General features: G+C 61.8%; 24 protein-coding genes. 13 read left to right on the forward strand and 11 right to left on the reverse strand.

The annotated features are described in order from the left end of the window. Window positions 1-117 precede the first annotated feature (117 nt). The 9 genes from A7K61_RS09070 to pilG form a co-directional block, all read right to left on the reverse strand. The gene (locus tag A7K61_RS09070; protein WP_003195043.1) at window positions 118-357 is read right to left on the reverse strand and encodes a DUF6124 family protein; all 240 of its coding nucleotides are present in this window, start codon (window positions 355-357) and stop codon (window positions 118-120) included. A gap of 331 nt (window positions 358-688) precedes the next feature. Beyond that, window positions 689-1,108 carry a hypothetical protein gene (locus tag A7K61_RS09075; RefSeq protein WP_069557445.1) on the reverse strand — a complete coding sequence of 140 codons (420 nt, stop codon included), beginning with the start codon at window positions 1,106-1,108 and terminating at the stop codon, window positions 689-691. Beyond that, window positions 1,086-1,469 (reverse strand): polymorphic toxin type 44 domain-containing protein, encoded by a 384-nt coding sequence (locus tag A7K61_RS09080; RefSeq protein WP_044269533.1) that lies wholly within the window; start codon window positions 1,467-1,469, stop codon window positions 1,086-1,088. The genes A7K61_RS09075 and A7K61_RS09080 overlap by 23 nt, the downstream gene beginning before the upstream one ends. 290 nt (window positions 1,470-1,759) lie before the next feature. Then, a complete protein-coding gene (locus A7K61_RS09085) occupies window positions 1,760-2,215 on the reverse strand; it encodes a chemotaxis protein CheW (protein WP_003195048.1) in 456 nt (151 codons plus the stop codon). Then, window positions 2,208-8,024, reverse strand: a complete 5,817-nt coding sequence (locus tag A7K61_RS09090) for an Hpt domain-containing protein (RefSeq protein WP_069557446.1) — start codon at window positions 8,022-8,024, stop codon at window positions 2,208-2,210. Before A7K61_RS09090 ends, A7K61_RS09085 begins: the two co-directional genes overlap by 8 nt. Window positions 8,025-8,199: 175 nt before the next feature. Then, a complete protein-coding gene (locus A7K61_RS09095) occupies window positions 8,200-10,251 on the reverse strand; it encodes a methyl-accepting chemotaxis protein (protein WP_069557447.1) in 2,052 nt (683 codons plus the stop codon). Continuing rightward, complete coding sequence (locus tag A7K61_RS09100; RefSeq protein WP_047711987.1) at window positions 10,248-10,772, reverse strand: chemotaxis protein CheW; 525 nt, start codon at window positions 10,770-10,772, stop codon at window positions 10,248-10,250. Before A7K61_RS09100 ends, A7K61_RS09095 begins: the two co-directional genes overlap by 4 nt. Before the next feature lie 11 nt (window positions 10,773-10,783). Next, window positions 10,784-11,149 (reverse strand): twitching motility response regulator PilH, encoded by a 366-nt coding sequence (gene pilH / locus A7K61_RS09105; RefSeq protein WP_014720320.1) that lies wholly within the window; start codon window positions 11,147-11,149, stop codon window positions 10,784-10,786. A 46-nt stretch (window positions 11,150-11,195) separates the two neighbouring features. After that, window positions 11,196-11,603 (reverse strand): twitching motility response regulator PilG, encoded by a 408-nt coding sequence (gene pilG / locus A7K61_RS09110; protein WP_014720321.1) that lies wholly within the window; start codon window positions 11,601-11,603, stop codon window positions 11,196-11,198. A gap of 239 nt (window positions 11,604-11,842) precedes the next feature. Between pilG and gshB the strand changes: the two genes are divergently transcribed. The 7 genes from gshB to A7K61_RS09145 all read left to right on the forward strand — a co-directional run bounded on the left by gshB (window position 11,843) and on the right by A7K61_RS09145 (window position 17,798). After that, entirely contained in the window at window positions 11,843-12,796 is a 954-nt protein-coding gene (gene gshB, locus A7K61_RS09115) for a glutathione synthase (RefSeq protein WP_003195061.1), read from the forward strand. A 77-nt stretch (window positions 12,797-12,873) separates the two neighbouring features. Further along, window positions 12,874-13,779, forward strand: a complete 906-nt coding sequence (locus tag A7K61_RS09120; protein WP_044269540.1) for an energy transducer TonB — start codon at window positions 12,874-12,876, stop codon at window positions 13,777-13,779. A 60-nt stretch (window positions 13,780-13,839) separates the two neighbouring features. Then, entirely contained in the window at window positions 13,840-14,409 is a 570-nt protein-coding gene (locus tag A7K61_RS09125; RefSeq protein WP_032894725.1) for a YqgE/AlgH family protein, read from the forward strand. Further along, window positions 14,409-14,846, forward strand: coding sequence for a Holliday junction resolvase RuvX (gene ruvX / locus A7K61_RS09130; RefSeq protein WP_003195067.1), 438 nt, complete (start codon window positions 14,409-14,411; stop codon window positions 14,844-14,846). The genes A7K61_RS09125 and ruvX overlap by 1 nt, the downstream gene beginning before the upstream one ends. Window positions 14,847-14,994: 148 nt before the next feature. Continuing rightward, window positions 14,995-15,501, forward strand: coding sequence for a bifunctional pyr operon transcriptional regulator/uracil phosphoribosyltransferase PyrR (gene pyrR / locus A7K61_RS09135; RefSeq protein ID WP_044269546.1), 507 nt, complete (start codon window positions 14,995-14,997; stop codon window positions 15,499-15,501). Between the two features lie 24 nt (window positions 15,502-15,525). Next, entirely contained in the window at window positions 15,526-16,530 is a 1,005-nt protein-coding gene (locus tag A7K61_RS09140; protein WP_014720325.1) for an aspartate carbamoyltransferase catalytic subunit, read from the forward strand. Continuing rightward, entirely contained in the window at window positions 16,527-17,798 is a 1,272-nt protein-coding gene (locus A7K61_RS09145; protein WP_047711989.1) for a dihydroorotase, read from the forward strand. The genes A7K61_RS09140 and A7K61_RS09145 overlap by 4 nt, the downstream gene beginning before the upstream one ends. Before the next feature lie 126 nt (window positions 17,799-17,924). Here A7K61_RS09145 and A7K61_RS09150 read toward each other — a convergent pair whose 3' ends face one another. Then, window positions 17,925-18,353: a TM2 domain-containing protein gene (locus A7K61_RS09150; protein WP_032894720.1), complete on the reverse strand. Its 429-nt coding sequence runs from the start codon at window positions 18,351-18,353 to the stop codon at window positions 17,925-17,927. A 249-nt stretch (window positions 18,354-18,602) separates the two neighbouring features. Here A7K61_RS09150 and A7K61_RS09155 point away from each other — a divergent pair, with 249 nt between their 5' ends. Beyond that, a complete protein-coding gene (locus tag A7K61_RS09155) occupies window positions 18,603-19,241 on the forward strand; it encodes a C40 family peptidase (protein ID WP_032894719.1) in 639 nt (212 codons plus the stop codon). A 140-nt stretch (window positions 19,242-19,381) separates the two neighbouring features. On the opposite strand, the gene A7K61_RS09160 is transcribed toward A7K61_RS09155, so the two are convergent. Beyond that, window positions 19,382-20,416: a type IV pilus twitching motility protein PilT gene (locus tag A7K61_RS09160; RefSeq protein ID WP_047711991.1), complete on the reverse strand. Its 1,035-nt coding sequence runs from the start codon at window positions 20,414-20,416 to the stop codon at window positions 19,382-19,384. Window positions 20,417-20,473: 57 nt separating this feature from the next. Between A7K61_RS09160 and A7K61_RS09165 the strand changes: the two genes are divergently transcribed. From A7K61_RS09165 to metW, 5 genes are all read left to right on the forward strand, one after another. Next, complete coding sequence (locus A7K61_RS09165) at window positions 20,474-21,160, forward strand: YggS family pyridoxal phosphate-dependent enzyme (RefSeq protein ID WP_069557448.1); 687 nt, start codon at window positions 20,474-20,476, stop codon at window positions 21,158-21,160. Between the two features lie 33 nt (window positions 21,161-21,193). After that, on the forward strand, window positions 21,194-22,012 hold the full coding sequence (gene proC / locus A7K61_RS09170) for a pyrroline-5-carboxylate reductase (protein ID WP_069557449.1): 819 nt from the start codon (window positions 21,194-21,196) through the stop codon (window positions 22,010-22,012). Window positions 22,013-22,037: 25 nt separating this feature from the next. Then, entirely contained in the window at window positions 22,038-22,625 is a 588-nt protein-coding gene (locus tag A7K61_RS09175; RefSeq protein ID WP_003195087.1) for a YggT family protein, read from the forward strand. Window positions 22,626-22,818: 193 nt separating this feature from the next. Next, window positions 22,819-23,958 carry a homoserine O-acetyltransferase gene (locus A7K61_RS09180; protein ID WP_069557450.1) on the forward strand — a complete coding sequence of 380 codons (1,140 nt, stop codon included), beginning with the start codon at window positions 22,819-22,821 and terminating at the stop codon, window positions 23,956-23,958. A gap of 7 nt (window positions 23,959-23,965) precedes the next feature. Further along, window positions 23,966-24,586 (forward strand): methionine biosynthesis protein MetW, encoded by a 621-nt coding sequence (gene metW, locus A7K61_RS09185; RefSeq protein ID WP_003195091.1) that lies wholly within the window; start codon window positions 23,966-23,968, stop codon window positions 24,584-24,586. Window position 24,587: the final 1 nt, after the last annotated feature.

Genomic DNA, 24,587 nt, shown 5'->3' on the forward strand with positions numbered 1-24,587 from the left:
CCCACAAAGTTGTGTAGATACCTATGGCCGCAGGCAAGCCAGCTCCCACATGGGTCGGTGGTGTTGGTTAGATAGCGGTCCCAAAGAGGGAATGATCAGTCCCTTTTTGGGACCGTTTCAAGTTGCTGGCGATGGGCTGATTTGCTCCAGCGCTCTATCGACCAACAACTGACCCAGCTCGGCCATTTGCTGAATTCCCAGCATGATGGCGCGCTGGGAAGTGTCCAAGTCGAAGGCCAGGTTGCAGGTGAGCGCATTGAGCGAGGACAGGGTTTCGCTGGCATTGACCAGCAGGGTTTCGGTGTCTTGGTGGGGGTTTACGGTGAAGAGCGGTGGATTGGGCGTAGGTTTGACCATGATTTACAGCTCCGATATGTGATGGAGGCTGCCCTCTCTCCGCTTGCACGCGAATGAAGGTGGCAGCTGTACGCAGGTGTGCAAGACCGGGCATATCGGACCCCGGCAGACTCCGAAGAATCTCCCACGCACAGCCGCCATAACGAGTACAGCAGGCATAAAAAACGCCCGTCGAATGGCTATGGGCGTTGGTGCGCCGACATGTAACCGGACTTGCACGTCCGTGTCACCGTTTTTTGCGATGACGGAGCGAAGACTAGGCGCGATGATCAATCACAACAAGTTCATGCACAGCCCGACATCTTGCAGGAAAAATCTGAACGCTAGCTCCTCACAACACCATCATCACCCTGACCTTCCCCAGGCCCTCCAGCGCATAACTGTGGTACTCATACACTTCTCCCTGAATAACCAGATGCAGGGCCCCCCCCTCATTATTGACTTGAACATCCGGCTCTTTTGTTTTGAGAAAAGGAGGTGCAGACACTAATGCGCTGAGTATTTCCTGATCACTTCCCAAATCCTTATGCACGTAGTACCTGTAGGAAAACCCCACCGTCGCGCCACCTTGGCCATCTCGCGCACCATAGATCGACATACCGTTGCCCAGGGAATGCTTCAACACCACTTCATCCAGGTCCGGTGTTCCGGGCGACAGGACCCAACTGCCGCCGATATAGAGCAGGCAGATCACAAGCAGGCAATTACGCAGAACAGGTATGAGGTGCTTAGTGGCCTTGCGAAATGGCATATTCGATACCTCTTCTTATCCAATATTGATCCCGTGGGTCATCACCAAAAGGCTCACCGCCCCACCATGATCCAAAATCCGGACGAGTCGTTCTGGCGACGGTTTGAGCCACACCGGCGGCTCGCAGCAACACATTTTCGGGAATGCCCAGCACCGTGCCTGTGGCACCGTAATTGAAGTTACCAAAAGCTTCGTACTGACGCCCCTGCTTCTTGTAGTTCCAAGGGCCGGCCGCACGGACCTGGGAGTAAAACCAGGAATAGGCGAATGCCGAGCCGGGCTTGAGATGAATGCGCTTGCAGTTGGATATCGCCATGTTTTCAAGAATTGAAACACCGGGCGGCATTAACGGTACGGCCATTTGCGAGTCCTTGCTGGCAGTGAGGAGTGCAGAAACTAGCCACTCCACTGCGACCTGAAAACCCGCCTATTCCCAATTCAGAACTCGCCTACAGCAACTCCACCCTATTCCGACATATCGCCGATTATTTGCAAGCTCTGCGTGGATTGATTGAGACATGAAGATGAGCGCTGCTCAGCGTGGGAGCTGGCTTGCCTGCGATAGCGGTAGGTCAGCTACTGAGATGTTGACTGACAGGCCGCTATCGCAGGCAAGCCAGCTCCCACGGTAGATCTTCATAGGGCTCAGGATCAGGCCAGGCCGGACTCTACCAGCAGCGCTTCAAGCCCCATCAAATCCGGCACCTTCGCCACCTGCTCGCCTACCTGCACCGCCGCCAGTTCCAGCGGGCACAGGGGCACGTCCACGTAGCTCAATTCGCTATCGAGCTTGTACGAGCGCGGAATGCCCTGGATCACCAGGGCAATGAACTTCAACGTCGGTCGCCCGCCCAGTGCGTTCAACACCACGATGCGTGAGCGTTCACCCGTCATGCTGGCTTCTCCGCAGGCCGCTTCAAAGCTGATCAACGGAATCTGCCGATCGCGCCACGTAACCTGCCGCAGGTACCACGGCGGTGCATCGCTGGCCGGTTCGCCGCGCTGGAAGTCGATCAGCTCGGCCACGGCAACGTTGGGCAGCACCAGGTGGCGGTCGGCCAGGGGCAGCAGCAGGCCGGTGAGTTGGCTGGTGCGGTGCTCAAGCATGGGACTTGCTCCAGTAGGCAATGCTTTCCAGCAGCACCGACTCTTGGTACGGCTTGCCGAGGTAGTCGTTGACGCCAATGGCCATGGCGCGGTCGCGGTGTTTCTGGCCGGTGCGTGAGGTGATCATGATAATCGGCAAGCGCATCAGGCGTGGGTCGTTGCGTATCTGAATGGCTACTTCGAAGCCGTCCATGCGCGGCATTTCGATGTCGAGCAGCATCAAGTCCGGGGTGTGTTCTTCCAGGATGGCAAGGGCGTCGATCCCGTCCTTGGCGGTGAGCACGTTCATGCCGTTGCGCTCCAGCAGGCGGCTGGTGACTTTGCGTACGGTGACCGAGTCGTCCACCACCAGTACCAGCAGCGGGCGTTTTTTCAGCGGGTCGTTGAGGATCAGCGGCGCATCCACCGCCTGGGCCGGCAAGGCCGGTTGCCGGGCGCGGATGTGCGCCAGCAGGTCGATGATCAGCACCACATGGCCGTCGCCCAGGATGGTCGCGCCGGTCACGCCCTGCACCCCGGAGAACTGCGGCCCCAAGCCCTTGACCACAATCTCGCGGGTACCGGCCATGGCATCCACATGCACCGCCACGCGGCGCTCATTGCAGTGCACCAGCAGCACCGGCACCGGCTGGTATTGGCCCAGCAGTTTCGGGCGGCTGGCGGTGTGCAGCAGGTCGCCTAAGTAGAACAACTCGTAGCGCTGGCCGGCGTATTCATAGTGCGGCGGGTCTTGCTGGTAGTGCCCGGCCAATTCGTGGGGCAGCACGCGCACCAGGCCTTCGATGGTGTTGAGCGGGATCGCGTATTGGTCGTCCGCGCAGTGCACCATCAGCGCACGATTGACCGACACGGTAAACGGCAGGCGAATGCGAAAATGCACGCCCATGCCCGGCGTCGAGTCGATCACCATGGAGCCGCCGAGCTGGCGCACTTCCTCATGCACCACGTCCATGCCCACGCCGCGCCCGGAAATCTGGGTGATTTTTTCGGCGGTGGAAAAGCCCGGCTGCAGGATGAACTGCAACACGTCACGGTCGCTCATCTCTTGATGGGGCGCGAGCAAGCCGCGCTTGATTGCCTTGCGCCGCACCGCTTCAAGGGGCACACCCGCGCCGTCGTCGCGCATGTCGAAGACGATGTCGCCGCCTTCGTGGGTCAGGTCCAGGGTGATGCGGCCCTTCTCCGGTTTGCCCGCCGCCAGCCGCACTTCGCGGGACTCCAGGCCGTGGTCGACGGCGTTGCGCAGCATATGCTCCAAGGGTGCCGCCATGCGCTCCAGCACATTGCGGTCCATCTCGCCTTCGGCATTGCCGACGATGAACTCCACGTCTTTGCCTAATTCGCCCGCCACTTGCCGCACGATGCGCTTGAGGCGTGGCAACATGCGCTCGAAAGGCACCATGCGCGTGCGCATCAGGCCTTCCTGCAATTCGGTGTTGATGCGCGCCTGTTGCTGCAGCAGGTTGTGGGCATCCTGGTTGCGGCGCTCGAGGGTGTCCTTGAGGTCGAGCAGGTCGGAGGCGGATTCGGACAGCGCACGGGCCAGCTGTTGCAGCTGCGAATGGCGGTCCATTTCCAGCGGGTCGAATTCTTCGTAGCCCAGGCGTTCGGCCTCGGCTTGCTGGCGGCTCAGGAGGCGGCCCTGGGTTTCGCTGTCGAGCCGGCGCAGCTGGTCGCGCATGCGCTCGATGGTGGTTTCCATCTCATTCAAGGCAATGCGCGCATCCTTGACTTGCTGCTCGATACGCCCACGGAAGATCGAGGTTTCACCGGCGAGGTTGACCAGGTCATCGAGCAAGTCAGCAGAGATTTTCACCATGTCGGCAGCCGGATCGGCGACCGCTTCGGCCTTGCCCGCCGGCAGTGTCACGGGTGTAACCGGCTCATCACTGGGGTGCACCAGGCTCTTGATGCGCTCGATCAGTTTATCCACCGAGCCCACCGGCAACCCCTCGGCCACGGCGTCGATCATTTGCGCCAGGCGGTCATGGCAGCCTTGCAGCAGAGCGAACAACTCAGGGGTCGGCGCGAGCAAACCGGCAGACAGCCCTTCGTAGAGAAATTCCAGCTCATGGGCCAGATCGCCGATTGGCCCGATCTCGACCATGCGTGCGCCGCCTTTGAGGGTGTGAAGGTCACGCAGCAGGGTTTCCACTTCCTGGCGATTGCCCGGCTCGGCCTGCCAGCGCACTAACGCGCTGCCTGAACTGTCGAGGATATCGGCGGCTTCTTCGAGGAAGATATCCAGCAATTCCGGGTCGGCACCCGAGGCTGGCGTCACAGCGGCCGGCGCTGCCGGGCTGCTGGCCTGGCGCAATTCCCGTAGCCTTTCGACCAGTTCGGCACCGTCACTCAAGGGTTGCTGCTGTTGCAGCTCGTCCAACTGTTGGGCCAAGCGCTCATGGCTGGCCATCAGTGCCTGGGACAGCTCCACGGAATAGCTGTAGCGGCGGTCCACCAGCCCCTCATAAACGCATTCGAGCTCATGGGCCAAGTCGCCCACCGGGTCGATTTCGGCCATGCGCGCACCGCCCTTGAGGGTGTGCAGGTCCCGCTGCAACGAGGACAAGGGCGCGGCGTTTTCGGGTTCCAGCAGCCAGCGCTTGAGCGACTGGCCGGCGCTGTCGAGGATGTCTACGGCCTCTTCAAGGAAGATCTCGACAATTTCGTCGTCCATCGCCGTTGCGTGATCTAGCTGCGCAGTGGCCGCGCCCAACTCGGAAATACTCAGGGCGCGGCTGCCGTCGCTTTTGATCAGGCCCGTGGCGGACGGGTCCAAAGCTTCATCCAGCAACTCGCGCAATGCCTGCAGCCGTGCGGGCGCGGGGCTGATTTCCTGGCCGGCGGCCAACTGGTCGAGCATGTTGATCAGCGCGTCATGGGCCTGTTCGGCCTCATGGAAGAAGCGTGCGCTGACCGCCAGGCTGCTTTCTTCCACCGCGCCATAGAGGTCGAGCAAGGCTTCGCACAACGCGTCGATAGGGTGCAGGTCGGCAAGGTGCGCGCCCTCGCCCAGGGTGGTCAGCTCGTCCAGCAACGCCGTGAGTTCCTGACGGTCGCCGGGGTGTTGCTGCCAGCGACGCAGCAGGCTTTCGGCGTCGAGCAGGATGTCCATGCCCTGGGCCAGAAAGTTGGTGATCAAGTGCGGGTCACGCTTGACGCGCAGGCCGGTGGTGGGCGCGTCGAGCAAGGCGGCGAGTTGATGGTCCAGCAGGCGTTGGGTGCGGCTGATCAGGTCGGCGGCGCCGTTGATCGGCGCCAGGGGATGGGTGTTCAGGTCTCGCAGGCCGCGCTGGAACAGACCTTGTGCTTCAAGTAGCAACGCCACTTCGTCCTTGCCCAGCGGCAGGCGGTGGGCCTTGTACTCACGGGTGAGGTGATCCAGCGGGCGCGCCAGTTCGGCGATGGGCAATACGCCGGCCATGTAGGCGCTGCCCTTGAGGGTGTGCAAGGCGCGTTGCAGTTCATCGCTGACCTGCAGCGGCATCTGCTCGGCGGCCTGTTGCAGGAAGTACTCGAGGCTGTCCAGATGGCCTTGGGCTTCGTTGCGGAAGATCTCCAGCAGCATCGGGTCATGGGGCTCGGTGGCCGACGTGACGGCGCCACTGGCCAGGGCATGGGCTCGGGCGGCCAAGGCATCGACCTCATCGCGCTGGCGTTGGTCGTCGCTGGCAAAATCGGCGATCAGCTCCGGCAGCAGGGCCACGGCCTCATCCAATACCTGCTGCACCTCAGGGCCGAGGGCTACGCTGTGTTCCAGCACGCGATTAAGCAGGTTCTCCACGGCCCAGGCCAGCTCGGCCAGCACCAGGGCGCGCACCATGCGGCCGCTGCCCTTGAGGGTGTGGAAGGCGCGGCGCATTTCGCCCTGGGCGGTTTTGTCCGCGCTGTCGGGCAGGTAGCGATGCAGCACGTCGAGGACTTCATCGGTTTCTTCCAGGAAGACTTCGCGCAGTTCATCGTCAATCGGTTCTTCACCGGCCGGCGGCGGCAACAAGCTGCCGGGACGCTGCAAGGCCGGAGGGTTGAGACGTGAGGTTGGGCTCGCCAGCGCATCGAATTGGGACTGGCTGGGTGCGGCCTCGGACAGTGCCCCCTCGGGCGCGGCCAGGGCCTGGCGCCAGGGTTTTTCCGCCGGCAGGTAGCCCAGTGCATTCAAGCCCTGGGTGGCCAGTTCCAGCACTTTTTCGCCCGCCGCGTCAGGGTCTTGAAGCATGCGTTCGAGGTAGTACTCCAGGCTGCTGACCACCTCGGCGAAATGCCCCAGCTGTGCCGCCGAAGGCGCGGCGTCATTGACCATCAACTGCTCATCGACGTAGTCGGTGCAACCGCGCATCAAACTCGCCGCGCGCGGCAAAGGAATCATCGCCAGGGCACCGCGTACCTGGCTCAACAGCTCGGGCAAGGACTCCAGGCGCTGACGGTCCCAGTCGGCCTCGATGCAGTCGATCACCAGCTCCTTGGCTTGGCGCAGGCACTGGCACGACTCGCGAATCACCAGCTGGTGAATCTGGGTCAGGTCGGTGGTGGGCAAGCGACTGTCTTCACGGCTTTGCGGTTCGACGGTGCCGATCATCCCCGCCAACGTCGCTTCGACATACAGCAACGCGCCGGCCACATCCATCAACACCGCGTCATTGGGTTCGCGCTGCCCCTGGACCAGGCTCAACACCACGGCGAGTTGGTCGATGATCACTTTGCGCGGCTGGCCGAAACCCAGCACCGCGAGGGTATCGGCGATCTGGCGTAACGGCGCCAGCAACGGGTCGAGGTCCTGGGTGTGCTGGCGATCACTGCGCACGAACAGATCCAGGCGTTCCTTAACCCGCACCAGCTCCTCACACAACGCCCCGAGTACCGAACCCATGGCATTGCGATCCGGCCCAGCCAGCCGCGCACGTTCAGCATCGACCACGGCGCTGTCGGGCAAGGCTTCGTCCAAGCCGTAGCGCTCCTTCAGGCTTTGCATGCGCGGCGTCGGCCGGGTGACTTTGGCGACGTAGAACAGCAGGCTCTTGAGCAACTCATCCGGCGCCGGCTGGTTGATGCCATTGACGCCTTGAACCAGCAAGCGCTTGAGTTGTTTATCGCTGGCCTTGAGCAGGCTGCGCAACGCCGGGCTGTTGGCGACCACGCCGGTGAGCATGCCTTCGACCAGCGCCGAGGTGACCTGCCACAACGGCAACAGCGGCGCGCCCTGGCACAGCGCTTCGAGGCGTGCGAACACCCGGGCCATGTCTTCCAGGTTGCTGGGGCCGTGGTCTTCACGCAGCAACCCGGCAAGGGCTTGTTGCAGCAGGTGGCGCCATTGGCGCAACTGCTCATGCAGATCCGGCGTTGCCCGTTGGGCCAGGGCTTGCTCAGGCAACGGCTCGATCAATAGTAGTTGCGGGCTGAACAGGCTGGTTTCCGACAGCAGGCTTTCACCACGGGCACTGCGCAAGTCGTTGAGCAGCGGCAGCACCACCAGCGGCAAGTCGCGGCGGGCACTGTGCACGCGGTCGAGGTACAGCGGCAGTTGGCCGAGGGCTTGTTGCAGCAGGCGGATACTTTCATCGCGCTGGCCGACTTGCCCGGCCTGGAGCGCCAGGGCCAGTTCCTCGATCTCTTCGGCCAACAGCGCCGCGCCGTAGAACTCGACCATTTGCAGCGCGCCATGCACCTGGTGGATACCGGCCAGGCATTCGTTGAGGGCGTCGTCGTCATGGGTTTCAACGTACGCGTCCAGGGCCGACCGGGCCTGCTTCAGGGTTTCGGCAATATCGCCCTTGACCCATTCGAGGGCCACGTAGTCGTGCCGATCAACCATAACTGCTCCGCTTAGAATTCATGAGTTGCTGGTATCGCACAAACAATGGAGATCCAATGTGGGAGCTGGCTTGCCTGCGATAGCGTTGGGTCAGCACTATATCTGTATCTGACAGACCGCTATCGCAGGCAAGCCAGCTCCCACAGTTGGACTGTGGTGTTGTTCAGGTTGCATTTCAATCGTCCACCTGCTTGGGCGGCGGCAAGGTGAAACCTGACACCGACCTGCGCAACTGGCTGGCCATCTTCGCCAGGTTACCAATGCTTTCGGCGGTGGCGGTGGAACCCGACGAAGTCTGGGTGGTGATCTGCTGGATCACGTTCATGGTCAGGGAAATCTGCCCCGCCGATGAGGTCTGTTGCTGCGCCGCGTTGTAAATGCTCTGGATCAGCGCCGCCAGGGTTTTGGACACGCCTTCGATCTCTTCCAGTGCCACCCCGGCGTCCTGGGCCAGGCGCGCGCCGCGCACCACTTCGGTGGTGGTCTGTTCCATGGAGATCACCGCTTCGTTGGTGTCGGCCTGGATGGTGCGTACCAGGGTTTCGATCTGCCGGGTGGCCGCCGAGGAGCGTTCGGCCAGCCGTTGCACTTCATCGGCCACCACCGCAAAGCCGCGCCCGGCGTCACCGGCCATGCTGGCCTGGATCGCGGCGTTGAGGGCGAGGATGTTGGTCTGGTCGGCGATGTCGTCGATCAGGCTGATGATGTCGCCAATTTCCTGGGACGACTCGCCCAGGCGCTTGATGCGCTTGGCGGTGTCCTGGATCTGTTCGCGAATGTTGTCCATGCCGTGGATGGTGTTGTGCACCACCTCGTTGCCTTTGTTGGCGATCTCCACCGAACGCTCAGCCACCGCCGAGGATTCGGCCGCGTTGGCCGATACCTGGTCGATAGACTGCGCCATCTGGTTGATGGCGGTAGACGCTTCGGCAATCTGCTGGGCCTGATGCTCCGACGCCTGGGCCAGGTGCATCGCGGTAGCCTGGGTGTCCTGCACCGCGCCGGCGACCTGCCCCGCGGTGAGGTTGATGGTGGCGACCAGGTCGCGCAGTTGGTCCACGGAATAGTTGATGGAGTCTGCGATGGTGCCGGTAAAGTCTTCGGTGACTGAGGCGGTGACGGTAAGGTCGCCGTCGGCCAGGTCTTCGATTTCATCCAGCAGGCGCATGATCGCGTTCTGGTTGCGCTCGTTCTTCTGCGCGGTTTCATGCAGTTGGCGGTTGGTCTCGCGCACCATGACCAGACCGATCAGGATGATCGAGGCCAGCGCCAGCAAGCCCAGCACGTAACCGCCGATGGTGTCCAAACTGCGCCCGCTGGCGAGGTTTTCAAAACCGGTGGCCAGGTGCGAGGCTTCATCGAGCAGGGTTTGCGACAGGTTGAAAATATTGCTCGCCGAAGCGCGCACCTGGAACAACTGCGGCGAGGTCTCGAGAATTTCATCCACGGAGCCGGAGACAAATTCGAACAGCTCGGCAATGTCCGCCAGCCGCGCCCGGGCGTCCGGGTCTTCGACCTGGGTGATACGCAGCCCCGGGTTGCCGTTGAGCATGCCATTGAGCACCACGCCAAAACGGTTGGCATCGCGGCCGAAAGCATCGGCGGCCTGCACCGCGGTTTCATCCCCCGCCAGCACCGTGTTGACCGCCCCCAGGATACGTTCGGCCAGCAGCGACTGGCGTTGGGCCAAGGCCACCTGGCTGGCCGGGGCGCCGCGTTGCAGCAGGCTATCGACGACCTTTTCCGACTCGATCTGCAGTTGCGGCACGGTTTCGGCCAGGGTCGCGGCCACTTGGTGCAACGACAACACGGTCTGCTCGCTGGCCAGGATGGCGTCGGTGTTTTTCAGCAGCGCCTCCCAGTCGGTCTGCACTGCCCGCATTTCGGCGCGTACCGCACTGGGCGCCGCCGGCAAGCCGGTTTGCGGGTCACCTTTTTTCAGGTAGCCCCAGCGCTGGGCAAAATCGTTGCGCGCATCGCCCAGCAGCTTGAACGCCGCCGCTTTCCCGGCGGCAGCTTCGGTGGCGTTCTTGGCAATGCGCTGGGACAGCACGCGCAGCTCACCGGCGTGGCCAATGTACTGTTTGTCGTAGGTGGACTGGGTGTTGAGGTACGCGAAGTTGGCGAACAGCAACATGATGAACACGATCAAGGCGATAAACAGCACGATGATCTGCGAACGGCTGCGCGAAGCGGCCTGGGGTTTGGGCGTGGTAACGGTGCTCATGCGGCAACATCCATGAAGCCAGGGGCCTGGGCCAGGGCGAAGGGGCTGAAGACTTGCCACAGCGGGTCGCCGTCGAACTGGCCCTGAATAAACGGCGCGCTCGAGGCGGTGCTCGCCACCCAGGCGTCCAATGGGAAATGCTGCATGCCTACCACCTCGTCTACCAGCAGCCCGACAAACAGGTCGTTGAACTCCACCACCAGCACCCGCCGTTGCTTGCGCGCCCTGGACAACTCAAGGCCCAGGAAACCGCCCAGGTCCATCACCGGCAGCAAGCGCCCGCGCAGGTTGGCCACGCCCTTGACCCAGGGCTTGACCCCCGGCATCAAGGTGCAACGTGGCTCATGCAACACCTCGGCGACCTCGCCCATGGGCGCCACGTAGGCGTTTGGCCCTACGCGAAAAGCGATGCCGCTCCAGCGTTGCAGGCGCGTTTCCTGGGACGGCAGGTCCGCGGCCAGCAAGCGGCAGCGGCGGTCGATGTCCAGCAGCAGCTCGAAGGCGGTTTGCGACTCGGTCATGATCGCAAGCCTTAGCCGGCCAGCACCTTGTTCAGGGTGGCAATCAGGGTTTCTTCATCTACCGGTTTGGTCAGGTAGTCTTTGGCGCCCTGGCGTGCGCCCCAGATCTTGTCAGTTTCCTGGTCTTTGGTGGTGATGATGATGATCGGGATACCGTTGGTTTCCGGCTCCTTGGACAACTGGCGCGTGGCCTGGAAGCCATTGAGGCCGGGCATCACGATATCCATCAGCACCGCGTCGGGCTTTTCCTGGCGGGCCAGGGCCACGCCGTCCGCGCCGTTTTCGGCTTTGAGCACCTGGTGGCCATGCTTTTCCAGCATGCCGGTGAGTTTGTACATTTCAGTCGGCGAATCGTCGACGATCAGAACACGTGCCATGGTTTTCCCCGCTACATTGATAGGCGCCGGCCCTCGTGAGGCGGCGTCAGTGTGCTTGTTCTACTGCGGCGAACCCAGGCACATAGGCCTTGATCGCCCCCAGCAGTTCTTCCTTGCTGAAAGGCTTGGTCAAAAACTGATCGACACCCACGATGCGCCCCTTGGCCTTGTCGAACAGGCCGTCCTTGGAGGACAGCATGATCACCGGGATCGATTTGAACGCCGGGTTGTTCTTCACCAGGGCGCAGGTCTGGTAGCCATCCAGGCGCGGCATCATGATGTCGACAAAGATAATGTGTGGGTGATGATCGACAATACGGGCCAGGGCGTCGAAACCGTCGATCGCCGTGATGACCTCGCACCCCATGTTCTTCAACAGCGTCTCGGCGGTGCGGCGGATCGTTTTCGAATCGTCGATCACCATCACCTTCAAGGCGTTGGAATGCTGTTCCATATCTGCTCTACCATCGCCACAGCGAATCGGTTTTCGGTGTGTACTGCCTGATGTTGCACAGGATGAACGCCGCAAGCCTTGGAATACAAGGGCTGCTGCGCCGTGCCAGCCTTTTTAGCACAGTCTCCTGGCGCAATCTATCGAGGCGCCCGCCCAGTGGTTTTTCCTTGACCCACAACAGCCGCAGCGCCACTCTGACGCCACTTTTATGCGCCCTAATTTGCTAGAGGAAATCCCCCATGAGCGTTCGCGTCGGCATTGTCATGGACCCTATCGCCAGCATTTCCTATAAAAAGGACAGTTCGCTGGCCATGCTCCTGGCCGCCCAGGCCCGCGGCTGGACCTTGTTCTATATGGAGCAGCGCGACCTTTACCAGGGTGACGGCGAGGCCCGCGCACGCATGCGCCCGCTGCAGGTGTTCGCCAACCCTGAGAAGTGGTTCGAGCTTTCGGATGAAATCGACAGCCCCCTGAGCGACCTCGACGTGATCCTGATGCGCAAGGACCCGCCGTTCGACATGGAATTTGTGTATTCCACCTACCTGCTGGAGCAGGCCGAACGGGCTGGCGTGTTGATCGTCAACAAGCCGCAAAGCCTGCGCGATTGCAATGAAAAGCTGTTCGCCACCCTGTTCCCGCAGTGCACGCCACCGACTGTGGTCAGCCGCCGCGCCGATGTACTGCGTGAATTCGCCGCCAAGCATGGCGACGTGATCCTCAAGCCGCTGGACGGCATGGGCGGCACCTCGATCTTCCGTCACCGCGCCGGCGACCCGAACCTGTCGGTGATCCTCGAAACCCTGACCGCCCTGGGCACCCAGCAGATCATGGGCCAGGCCTACCTGCCGGCGATCAAGGACGGTGACAAGCGCATCCTGATGATCGACGGCGAGCCGGTGGATTATTGCCTGGCGCGTATCCCGGCAGCCGGCGAGACCCGTGGCAACCTGGCCGCCGGTGGTCGCGGTGAAGCGCGGCCGTTGTCGGACAAGGACCGCTGGATCGCCGCTCAAGTCGGCCCGACCCTGCGGGAAAAAGGCCTGCTGTTTGTCGGACTCGACGTAATTGGTGAGAACCTCACTGAGATCAACGTCACCAGCCCGACCTGTATTCGCGAGATCGACAATGCATTTGGCACGAACATCGGCGAAATGCTGATGGCCGCCATTGAGCGCAAGCTAAAAGCCAAGTGACATAGAACAGCCGGACACACACCAACATTGCGTTATCATGCGCCACCTGTGAAACGCGCGATGTTGGTTTTCTTGTCATGACACTCCCGTCCGATCTGCCCCCCGAATTCACCCATAGCGGCGTGCGCCCGGCTGATCGTCTCGGTTTTACCCTGTTTCTCGCTGCGCTGATTCACCTCGCCCTGCTGCTGGGCGTGGGGTTCACCCTGGTCGAACCCAAGCAGATTACCAAGACCCTGGAAATCACCCTCGCCACGTTCAAGAGCGAAAAGAAGCCCGAAAAGGCTGACTTTCTCGCCCAGGACAACCAGCAGGGCAGCGGCACCCTCGACAAGAAAGCCGTGCCCAAGACCACCGAAGTGGCGCCCTTCCACGACAACCAGGTCAAGAAGGTCACCCCGCCGCCGGCGCCCAAGCCCGAGGTCAAGCAGGCCGCGCCCAAGGCCGCAGTGACCACCGTCGCGCCCAAACCGCAAAAAGCCCCGACCCAGCGCGAAAAGGCCAAGACCGAGCCCAGGCCCGAACCGGTGAAACCTGCGCCGACGTTCGACAGTTCGACGTTGTCCGACGAAATTTCCAGCCTGGAAGCCGAACTGGCCCATGAGCAACAGCTGTATGCCAAGCGCCCGCGCATCTACCGCCTGAACGCCGCCTCGACCATGCGCGATAAAGGCGCCTGGTATAAGGACGAGTGGCGCAAGAAGGTCGAACGCATTGGCAACCTCAACTACCCGGACGAGGCGCGGCGCCAGCAGATTTATGGCAATTTGCGCTTACTGGTGTCGATCAACCGTGACGGCTCGCTGTATGAAGTGCAGGTGCTGGAGTCCTCCGGCCAACCGCTGCTGGACCAGGCCGCGCAACGTATCGTACGGCTGGCCGCGCCCTTTGCGCCGTTCAGCGGCGACTTGAACGACGTCGATCGCCTGGAAATCATCCGCACCTGGCGGTTTGCCAAGGGCGATCGGTTGTCCAGTAACTGACTCCCCTGCTGATCGCGCCCGCACTTGTCAGTTCGCCCCTCCAACGCCACACTAGCGGACATGAAAAACGTCAGCCCGACTTACCTCAAGCACCAATTCCTGATCGCCATGCCCCATATGGCCGACCCGAACTTTGCGCAGACCTTGACCTACATCGTCGAGCACACGGCCAATGGTGCCATGGGGTTGGTGGTCAACCGCCCGCAGGAGCTGAACCTGGCCGATATCCTTGAGCAACTGCGCCCGGAAATCGACCCGCCGGCAAGCTGCCAGCACGTGCCGATCTACATCGGCGGGCCGGTGCAGACCGATCGCGGTTTTGTCTTGCACCCCACCGGGCCGAAGTACCAGGCCACGGTAGACCTTGAAGGCGTGTCACTGTCCACGTCCCAGGACGTGCTGTTCGCCATCGCCGACGGCGTGGGCCCTGAGCAAAGTGTGATCACCCTGGGCTACGCCGGTTGGGAAGCCGGGCAGCTGGAGGCCGAACTGGCCAGCAATGCCTGGCTGACCTGCCCGTTCGACGCCGACATCCTGTTCAACACCGCCAGCGAACTGCGCCTGGAAGCGGCCGCGGCCAAGCTGCGGGTCAACCTCAGCCTGCTGACCAGCCAGGCGGGGCACGCCTGATGGCTTTGCGTCTGATCCTCGGTTTTGACTACGGCACCAAACAGATCGGCGTAGCGGTTGGCCAGGTCATCACCGGCCAGGCCCGCGAGCTGTGCACCCTCAAGGCCCAGAACGGCGTGCCGGACTGGAACCAGGTCGAAGCGCTCATCAAAGAGTGGAAGCCTGACGCGGTGGTGGTCGGCCTGCCCCTGAACATGGATGGCACCCCCAGTGACATGTGCCTGCGCGCCGAGAAGTTCGCGCGCCGCCTCAATGGCCGCTACAACCTGCCCTTCTATACCCACGACGAACGCCTCACCACCTTTGAAGCCAAGGGTGAGCGCCGTGACCGTGGCGGGCAAAAGGGCAGTTATCGCGACAACCCGGTGGACGCCATCGCCGCCGCCTTGCTGTTGCAGGGTTGGCTGGATGAAAACACCGCTTTATTTGAATCCTGACTGACGCGGCTTGCTGCTATGCCGTTTTTGTAGGAGCGAGCTTGCTCGCGAAGAACTCACAGGCACCGCGCACTTCCAGGTTTTCACGCGTTATCGTGGACGTTTTTCGCGAGCAAGCTCGCTCCTACACACTTAACAAGGAGCCACCATGAGCTTGCCGAACCCTGCCGAACTGATCAGCCAGATGGCGATACGCCTCAAGGCGCATCTGGAGCACCGTGCCATCAGCGAACCGCGTTTTATCGGCATACGCACCGGTGGCGTGTGGGTGGCCCAGGCATTGCTGGAAGAACTGGGCAATGATTCGCCCCTGGGCACCCTGGACGTGTCCTTCTACCGCGACGATTTCAGCCAGAACGGCCTGCACCCACAAGTGCGCCCTTCGGCCCTGCCTTTCGAGATCGAAGGCCAGCACCTGGTACTGATCGACGACGTGCTGATGAGCGGCCGCACCATCCGCGCCGCCCTGAACGAGCTGTTCGACTATGGCCGCCCGGCCAGCGTGACCCTGGTGTGCCTGCTGGACCTGGAGGCCGGCGAGCTGCCGATCAGCCCGGACGTGGTGGGCGCGACCCTGTCGCTTGCACCCCAGCAGCGGGTAAAATTGTCCGGTCCCACGCCGCTCGAACTCGAACTGCAAGACCTTGCCCTTTAAACCGCCTTGTAAAGAGTCCCCGCGATGACGCCTCTAGATGCCAAGCGCCCGCTGCAGCTCAATGCTCAGGGCCAGTTGCAACACTTCTTGTCCCTCGACGGTTTGCCCCGCGAACTGCTCACCGAAATCCTCGACACCGCCGACTCGTTCCTGGAAGTCGGTGGCCGGGCAGTGAAGAAAGTCCCGCTGTTGCGCGGTAAAACCATCTGCAACGTGTTCTTCGAGAATTCCACCCGCACCCGTACCACCTTTGAACTGGCGGCCCAGCGCCTGTCTGCCGATGTGATCACGCTGAACGTGTCCACCTCGTCGGCGAGCAAAGGCGAAACCCTGCTCGACACCCTGCGCAACCTGGAAGCCATGGCGGCCGACATGTTCGTGGTACGCCACGGCGACTCCGGCGCTGCACATTTCATCGCCGAGCATGTGTGCCCGAACGTGGCAATCATCAATGGCGGCGACGGCCGCCACGCGCACCCGACCCAGGGCATGCTCGACATGCTCACCATTCGTCGGCACAAAGGCAGCTTTGAAAACCTCTCGGTGGCCATCGTCGGCGACATCCTGCATTCGCGAGTAGCACGTTCTAACATGCTGGCCCTCAAGGCCCTGGGTTGCCCGGATATCCGCGTGATCGCGCCCAAGACCTTGTTGCCCATCGGTATCGAACAGTATGGCGTGAAGGTCTACACCGACATGGCCGAGGGCCTCAAGGATGTGGACGTGGTGATCATGCTGCGCCTGCAACGCGAGCGCATGGCCGGTGGCTTGTTGCCCAGCGAAGGTGAGTTCTACCGCCTGTTCGGGCTGACCACCGCGCGCCTGGCCAAGGCCAAGCCGGATGCCATCGTGATGCACCCGGGGCCGATCAACCGTGGCGTGGAAATCGAGTCGGCGGTGGCCGACGGCCCGCAATCGGTGATTCTCAACCAAGTGACCTACGGCATCGCCGTGCGCATGGCCGTGCTGTCCATGGCCATGAGCGGGCAAACCGCGCAACGTCAATTCGAGCAGGAGCAGGCCCAGTGAAGCTCAGCATTCTCGGCGCCCGAGTCATCGACCCGGCCAGTGGCCTGGACCAAGTTACCGATCTACACCTGGACGCCGGCAAGATCGTCGCCATCGGCGCCGCCCCCGCAGGTTTCAACGCCGGCCAGAGCATCGATGCCAAGGGCCTGGTGGCCGCGCCTGGGCTGGTGGACCTGAATGTCGCCCTACGCGAGCCGGGCTACAGCCGCAAAGGCAGCATCGCCAGCGAAACCCAAGCCGCCGCCGCCGGTGGCGTGACCAGCCTGTGCTGCCCACCCAATACCAAGCCGGTGCTGGACACTTCCGCTGTGACCGAGCTGATCCTCGACCGCGCCCGCGAAGCCGGCAATTGCAAAGTGTTTCCCATTGGCGCCTTGAGCAAGGGCCTGGACGGCGAACAACTTGCCGAACTGATCGCCCTGCGTGACGCCGGTTGCGTGGCCTTCGGCAATGGCCTGGAAAGCTTTCGCAGCACGCGCACCTTGTGCCGCGCCCTGGAATACGCGGCCACCTTCGACTTGACGGTGATCTTCCATTCCCAGGACCGCGACCTGGCCGAAGGTGGCCTGGCCCATGAAGGCGCAGTGGCCAGCTTCCTCGGCCTGCCGGGCATTCCGGAAACCGCAGAAACCGTGGCCCTGGCCCGTGATTTGTTGCTGGTAGAACAAAGCGGCGTACGTGCGCATTTCAGCCAGTTGACCAGCGCCCGGGGCGTGGCCCTGATCGCCCAGGCCCAGGCCCGTGGCTTACGGGTAACCGCGGACGTCGCCCTGTACCAACTGATCCTGACGGATGAGGCGCTGATCGACTTCTCCAGCCTGTACCACGTACAGCCCCCGCTGCGCACCAAGGCTGACCGTGATGGTTTGCGTGCGGCGGTGAAGTCGGGTGTTGTGTCAGCGATTTCCAGCCATCACCAACCTCACGAGCGAGATGCCAAGCTGGCACCGTTTGGCGCGACCGAGCCGGGCATCAGCAGCGTGGAGTTGTTGTTGCCACTGGCGATGACGCTGGTCGAAGACGGCTTGCTGGACTTGCCGACACTGCTGGCGCGCCTGAGCGCCGGCCCGGCCGACGCCCTGCGCTTGCCGGCGGGCCAGTTGGCGGTGGGTTCACCGGCGGACCTGGTGCTGTTCGACCTGGCAAGCTCGACGGTGGCTGGTGAGCGTTGGTTGTCCAAGGGCGAAAACTGCCCGTTCATCGGCCACAGCCTGCCGGCGACGGTGCGGTATACCTTGATGGATGGGCGGATCAGCTACCAGGCTTGATGCGGCCAAAACTGTAGGAGCGAGCTTGCTCGCGAATGCGGAGTCTCAGTCGACATTTATTTGACTGATCTACTGCATTCGCGAGCAAGCCCGCTCCCACAGTTGCTTATGTGTATGCCTAGGAATTCAGCGCCCGCTGTTGCGCTCGGCATTGCGGATCGAGATCTGCGTGTTCAGCGTCCAGAAGTCATACAGCACCCCGACCAGAAACAAACCGCCGGTCAGCAGGTAGATCAGGCCGGTGATCCATTTGCCCTGATACATGCGGTGCACACCAAACACCCCCAGGAACGCCAACAGAATCCAGGCCACGTTGTATTCAATCGGCCCAGCGGTAAACCGCAGGTCGGCTTCACGGTCCATGGCCGGGATCAGGAACAAGTCGATCAGCCAGCCAATGCCGAACAAGCCGAAAGTGAAAAACCAGATTGTACCGGTCACGGGCTTGCCGTAATAAAAGCGATGAGCCCCGGTAAAACCGAAAATCCACAGCAGGTAACCAATCGCTTTACTGTGGGTATCGTGCTGCTGACCAACCTGTTGATAGGTGTTCATGAAGGACCTCTTTTGCTTCGATAGATAAATTTTTTCATTTTCTTTGTGACTTTTTTACGGGCGCCCGACGTACGGTAAATGGTATCTTCCTGCCCTCAAAGCCTTGTGCCACCTGCCTTGTGTAGGACAATTGCGGCGAATCGTCGCGTTTTTCCTGAGTTTGACCCCAAGGTTCAGTCGACAAACGGCCTGAGAACAGCACAAAAAGCTGTTATAAAGTTGCGCGCAAACCCATAAGAGCCACGCCTAATGCGACCATTTTTCAAGACATGGCTAACCATTTGCCTATTAATGCCACTGGCCGCCCACGCCACCAATCGTGAGCAACGACTTCCGAACGTTAACGGTTTCACCCCTAAAGTCCATAGCACGCCCAGCACTGCCAAATCGGCAAAGCCAACCGTCAGCCGCCCGACTCAACTGAGCAAGGCCAACGGCAAAGCGCTTTCCACCCAGCTGGCCGTGAACACCAAGCAAAGCAGCAACGTCTTGAGCCGTGCCGTCAACGTGCTCGGTACACCTTATCGTTGGGGCGGCAGCAGCCCAAGTAAAGGGTTCGACTGCAGCGGGCTGGTGAAATATGCATTTAATGATGTAAAAGCAGTGGACCTGCCCCGCACTTCCAACGCCATGGCAGCCGGCCACGGGTTGAAGGTTGACCGCAAGGACCTCAAACCGGGCGACCTGTTGTTCTTCAAGCTCAAGAGCCGCCAGGTCAACCACGTTGCCATCTACCTGGGCAACGACCGCTTTATCCACGCACCGCGCCGTGGCAAGTCGGTGAGCATCGACACGCTGAAAAAGCCGTTCTGGAACAAGAACTACGTGATTGCCAAGCGGGTACTGCCTAAAGAGCAGAACAGCAACCTGCGGATCGTGCAGCGCTGATTTAACACTGCAATGCAGTAGAAAATGTGGGAGCGGGCTTGCTCGCGAATGCGGTAGATCAGTCAGCCTATTCGTTGCCTGACACACCGTATTCGCGAGCAAGCCCGCTCCCACATTTGTTTCCGGGCCTGCCTGCCGATCTAGATATCCCCAGGCACCCTCGCCTTCTCCCGCGCCTCTTCCCGGCTAATCACTCCCGCGCCGACCAACGCCTTCAAACTCATATCCAGGGTCTTCATCCCCAACGCCCCACCGGTCTGAATAGCCGAAACCATCTGCGCCACCTTGTCTTCGCGAATCAAGTTACGAATTGCCGGGGTGCCCAGCATGATTTCATGGGCGGCCACGCGCCCGCCGCCCACCTTCTTCACCAGCACCTGAGACACCACCGCCTGCAGCGACTCCGACAGCATCGAGCGGACCATCGCCTTCTCCCCGGCCGGGAAGACGTCCACCAGCCTGTCTACCGTCTTTACCGCCGACGAGGTGTGCAAGGTGCCAAACACCAGGTGCCCGGTCTCTGCCGCCGTCAGCGCAAGGCGGATGGTTTCCAGGTCGCGCAATTCACCCACCAGGATCACGTCCGGGTCTTCGCGCAGGGCTGAACGCAGGGCCACCGAGAAACTGTGGGTGTCGCGATGCACCTGGCGCTGGTTGACCAGGGCCATTTTCGGCCTGTGGATAAACTCGATGGGGTCTTCCAGCGTGAGGATATGCTGGCGTCGATGCCGGTTGAGGTCGTCGATCATCGCCGCCAGGGTCGTGGATTTGCCGGAGCCGGTGGGCCCGGTCACCAGCACCAGGCCGCGCGGGAGGCGGGCGATACGCTGGAACACCTCGCCCAATCCCAGGTCCTCCAGGCTCTGGACCTCAGTCGCAATAGCCCGGAACACCGCACCGACGCCGCGATCCTGGCGAAACACGTTCGCCCGGAAGCGGGCCACACCTGGCAACTCGAAGGCAAAATCCGTTTCAAGAGATGTTTCGAAATCCTTTTGTTGATGTTTATTCAGCAAAGGGCTCAATAAGTCGACCACTTGGGTAGCGTTCAGCGCCGGCCCATCCAGGGGCCAAACCTCGCCATCAATGCGCAGCATCGGTGCCAGGCCGGCTGACAGATGCAGGTCTGAGGCGCCTCGGCTTACACTGGCCGTCAGCAATTGCGTGATATCCATAGGGCTTTCCATTTCCAGTAGAATGCCGCGGACTCCATATCCACGGGCGCATCTTGAATGTCGACGATAGCAGACAACATCGGCCTGGTTAGCCAGCGCATCCGCGCCGCAGCCGACGCCGTGCAACGTGACGCAAGCAGCATCCACCTGCTGGCCGTGAGCAAGACCAAACCCGCGCAGGCAGTGCGTGAAGCCTACGCCGCCGGGCTGCGCGACTTTGGTGAAAACTACCTGCAGGAAGCCCTGGGCAAACAGGCGGATTTAACCGACCTGCCCTTGAGTTGGCACTTCATCGGCCCCATTCAATCGAACAAGACTCGCGCCATCGCCGAGCACTTCGCTTGGGTGCATTCCGTGGACCGCCTGAAAATCGCACAACGCCTGTCCGAACAACGCCCGGCCGACCTGCCGCCGCTCAATATCTGCATCCAGGTCAATGTCAGTGGCGAAGCCAGCAAGTCCGGCTGCACGCCCGCCGACCTGCCGGCCCTGGCCACGGCGATCAGCGCCCTGCCGCGCTTGAAGCTGCGGGGCTTGATGGCGATTCCCGAACCGACTGAAGATCGGGCCGAACAGGATGCGGCGTTCGCCACGGTGCGCGACTTGCAAGCCAGCTTGAACCTGGCGCTGGACACACTTTCCATGGGCATGAGCCACGACCTTGAGTCGGCCATTGCCCAAGGCGCCACCTGGGTGCGGATCGGTACCGCCCTGTTTGGCGCCCGCGACTACGGCCAGCTGTGAAATGGCTGACATCCCTCGAAATAAGGACCTGTCATGAGCAACACGCGTATTGCCTTTATCGGCGCCGGTAACATGGCGGCCAGCCTGATCGGTGGCCTGCGGGCCAAGGGCCTGGACGCCGAGCAGATCCGCGCCAGCGACCCGGGCGCCGAGACCCGCGAGCGCGTCAGCGCCGAACACGGCATAAAAACCTTCGCCGATAACGCCGAGGCCATCCACGGCGTCGATGTGATCGTGCTGGCGGTCAAGCCCCAGGCCATGAAGGCCGTGTGCGAGAGCCTGCGCCCGAGCCTGCAACCCCATCAACTGGTGGTGTCGATTGCCGCTGGCATCACCTGCGCCAGCATGACCAACTGGCTCGGCGCCCAGCCCATCGTGCGCTGCATGCCCAACACCCCGGCGCTGCTGCGCCAGGGCGTCAGCGGTTTGTATGCCACTGGCGAAGTGACCGAACAGCAACGTGACCAGGCCCAGGAACTGCTGTCTGCGGTGGGCATCGCCGTGTGGCTGGAGCAGGAACAGCAACTGGATGCGGTCACCGCCGTCTCCGGCAGCGGCCCGGCCTACTTCTTCCTATTGATCGAGGCCATGACCGCCGCCGGCGTCAAGCTGGGCCTGCCCCACGACGTGGCCGAGCAACTGGCGGAACAAACCGCCCTTGGCGCTGCGAAGATGGCCGTCGGCAGCGAGGTGGATGCCGCCGAACTGCGCCGTCGCGTCACCTCGCCAGGTGGCACCACACAAGCGGCTATCGAGTCGTTCCAGGCCGGAGGCTTTGAAGCCCTGGTGGAAACAGCACTGGGTGCCGCCGCACATCGTTCAGCCGAGATGGCTGAGCAACTGGGCAAATAGTCGTCCCTTACCAAGGTAATCAAACATGCTCGGAATCAATGACGCTGCCATTTTCATCATCCAGACCCTGGGCAGCCTGTACCTGCTGATCGTGCTGATGCGCTTTATCCTGCAGCTGGTGCGCGCCAATTTCTACAACCCACTGTGCCAGTTCGTGGTGAAGGCTACCCAACCGCTGCTCAAGCCGCTGCGCAGGGTGATCCCGAGCCTGTTCGGCCTGGACATGTCGTCGCTGGTACTGGCGCTGTTGCTGCAGATTTTGCTGTTCGTGGTGATCCTGATGCTCAATGGCTACCAGGCCTTCACCGTGCTGCTGTTGCCATGGGGCCTGATCGGGATTTTCTCGCTGTTCCTGAAGATCATTTTCTGGTCGATGATCATCAGCGTGATCCTGTCCTGGGTCGCACCGGGCAGCCGTAGCCCAGGTGCCGAGTTGGTGGCTCAAATCACCGAACCCGTGCTGGCACCCTTCCGTCGCCTGATCCCGAACCTGGGTGGCCTGGATATCTCGCCGATCTTCGCGTTTATCGTGATTCAACTGCTGCAAAGCTGGGTGATTCCACGCCTGGCCTACTTTGCCTACATGCCAAAAGAGTTGTTTGGCCTGATCTGACCTGTAGGAGCGAGCTTGCTCGCGAAGAACGTGAACGATAACGCGGGAAACCTGATACCCAACTGCGTTCTCAGGTTTTTCGCGAGCAAGCTCGCTCCTACACAAAGCAATGCGCTTACCCCCCCCGACCTTTGCTTGCCGCTAGGGTCCCCGCTCTTTAGACTTACGCCTCATTTAAACGAGAGCAGGGTCGATGCCAGCTGCCTTCCCCCCCGATTCTGTTGGACTGGTCGTGCCACAAGTGGCGCATTTCAGCGAACGCCTGGCCCTGGCCTGCGGTCGTTCGTTGCCAGCCTACGACCTGATCTACGAAACCTATGGCCAACTGAACGCCACGGCGAGCAACGCCGTGCTGATCTGCCATGCCTTGTCCGGCCATCATCACGCCGCCGGTTTCCATAGCGTTGACGACCGCAAGCCCGGCTGGTGGGACAGTTGTATCGGCCCCGGCAAGCCCATCGACACCGATAAGTTCTTTGTGGTCAGCCTGAACAACCTCGGCGGCTGCAACGGTTCCACCGGCCCCAGCAGCCTCAACCCGGAAACCGGTAAGCCGTTCGGCGCCGACTTCCCGGTGCTGACGGTGGAAGACTGGGTGCACAGCCAGGCACGCCTGGCCGACCTGCTGGGCATCAGCCAGTGGGCCGCCGTGATTGGCGGCAGCCTGGGCGGCATGCAGGCCCTGCAATGGACCATTACTTACCCGGACCGCGTGCGTCATTGCCTGGCTATCGCCTCGGCGCCCAAGTTGTCGGCGCAGAACATCGCCTTCAACGAAGTGGCGCGCCAGGCGATCCTCACCGACCCCGAGTTCCACGGTGGCTCGTTCCAGGAAGCGGGCGTGATCCCCAAGCGTGGCTTGATGCTGGCGCGGATGGTCGGCCATATTACCTACCTGTCCGACGATTCCATGGGTGAGAAATTCGGCCGTGGCCTCAAGAGCGAGAAGCTCAACTACGACTTCCACAGCGTCGAGTTCCAGGTGGAAAGCTACCTGCGTTATCAGGGCGAGGAATTCTCGGGGCGCTTTGACGCCAACACCTACCTGCTGATGACCAAGGCCCTGGACTACTTCGACCCGGCCGCCAATCACGATGACGACCTGGCGAAAACCTTCGAGCACGCCACGGCCAAGTTCTGCGTGATGTCGTTCACCACCGACTGGCGCTTTTCGCCAGCGCGCTCCCGTGAGCTGGTGGATGCCCTGATGGCCGCCAAGAAAGACGTCTGCTACCTGGAGATCGATGCACCGCAAGGCCACGACGCCTTCCTGATTCCGATCCCACGCTACCTGCAGGCGTTCAGTAACTACATGAACCGCATTACTTTGTGAGAACGCCATGAGAGCCGACCTGGAAATCATCCAAGACTGGATCCCCGCCGGCAGCCGCGTGCTCGACCTGGGCTGCGGCGACGGCGAACTGCTGAGCTGGCTGCGCGATCACAAGCAAGTCACCGGCTACGGCCTGGAAAACGACCCGGACAACATCGCCCAGTGCGTGGCCAAGGGCATCAACGTGATCGAGCAGGACCTGGACAAGGGCCTGGGCAACTTTGCCAGCAACAGCTTCGATATCGTGGTGATGACCCAAGCCCTGCAAGCAGTGCACTACCCGGACCGCATCCTTGACGAAATGCTGCGCGTGGGCCGCCAATGCATCATCACCTTCCCCAACTTTGGCCACTGGCGCTGCCGCTGGTACCTGGCCACCAAGGGGCGCATGCCGGTCTCCGACTTCCTGCCGTACACCTGGTACAACACGCCGAACATCCACTTTTGCACCTTCGAAGACTTCGAAGCCCTGTGTGGCGAGCGTGAAGCCAAGGTGATCAACCGCCTTGCCGTCGATCAACAGCACCGCCACGGCTGGGCGAGTAAGCTATGGCCCAACCTGTTGGGCGAAATTGGTATCTACCGGGTCAGCAGTCCTGGCCTGACCGACCACAAAGTTGCCGTCTAAT

It is taken from the genome of Pseudomonas sp. AP42, from assembly GCF_001728935.1.
GTDB classification, from domain to species: domain Bacteria; phylum Pseudomonadota; class Gammaproteobacteria; order Pseudomonadales; family Pseudomonadaceae; genus Aquipseudomonas; species Aquipseudomonas lactis.